This is a genomic window from Streptomyces viridosporus (assembly GCF_002078235.1).
Lineage (GTDB): Bacteria > Actinomycetota > Actinomycetes > Streptomycetales > Streptomycetaceae > Streptomyces > Streptomyces viridosporus.
In genome coordinates this window covers 1-961 of record NZ_MSGP01000953.1, presented here as the reverse complement: position 1 = coordinate 961, position 961 = coordinate 1, and the positions used below count along the sequence as shown (strand labels likewise).

Here is a 961-nt window from a genome sequence, read left to right as displayed (position 1 = left end):
CTCGGCGGCCGGCGGCGGTGTTGACGTACCCGGCAAGCTTGAGCGCACCGCGGATCAGGTCGCGGACGGCGGCGAGGACTGAGGGCGTGTTGTGGGTCCTGACCTGGGACTTGTCCTCGTTGAAGGTCACATCCCGACACCAGTGGACGGTGTTCTCCACGGTCCAGTGCCCGCGAGCCCATGAAGCGATCTCGGCGGCACTCGCTTCCTCGGCGGGCAGGTCGGTGATGGCGTAGACGGTCTCGCTGGACCACTTCTTCGCTCCGTAGAGACGGCGTCTGCGCTGGATGCGCAGGACCTGGGCCGCGTGGGGAAAGAGCAGGCCGTTGACGGTGACGACCTGGACGAGACGCTGTTCGTGGCGGCCGTGGCCGCGGGCGTCGTCACGGTGGATGACGGGGATCTCCTTCCAGGGCAGGGCGTGGAGCTGACGGGCTTGGCCGCGCTGGTTGTTCTTGATGGTCAGCAGGTAGTGGGCGCCGCGTTCGTGCAGGTAGGTGGCGTGGTCGCGTTGGGCGTGGAGGGCGTCGGCGGTGACGACGGCCCCCTTGAGATCGGCGTCGTCGAGCTGGTCGAGCAGGGGTTGGAACTCGGGGATTTCGTTGGTCTTGGCGCCGATCTCGCGGGAGGCGAGGGTGATGCCGTCGCCGTGCCGGACGGCGGAGAGCACGAAGACGCGGCTGCCGTCCGGGCGCTTCGCACTGCGCAGGCACTTGCCGTCCACCGCGATGGCCCGGCGCCGGGAGCGCACCGGTTCGGCGCGGGCGGCCGCCCGGTGGGCGCGGCGCTGTTCGCGTTCGATGCCGCCGTCGGGCATGAGCGGCTCGGGAGAGTGGGACACCGTGGACAGCAGGGGCCGCAGGTGGTCGTAGCCGGCCGCGCTGACCTCACCGGGATCGAGCCGCCCCAGAACGGTGCGCACGGTCTTCTCGCTCGGGATCCGGTAGCGGCCGCGCAACGG

General features: G+C 70.6%; 1 protein-coding gene. It reads right to left on the bottom strand.

What is annotated here, in order from left to right:
- A partial coding sequence (locus tag B7L92_RS38875; RefSeq protein WP_081241698.1) for an ISAs1-like element IS1629 family transposase occupies nt 1-961 on the bottom strand: 961 nt, incomplete at both ends.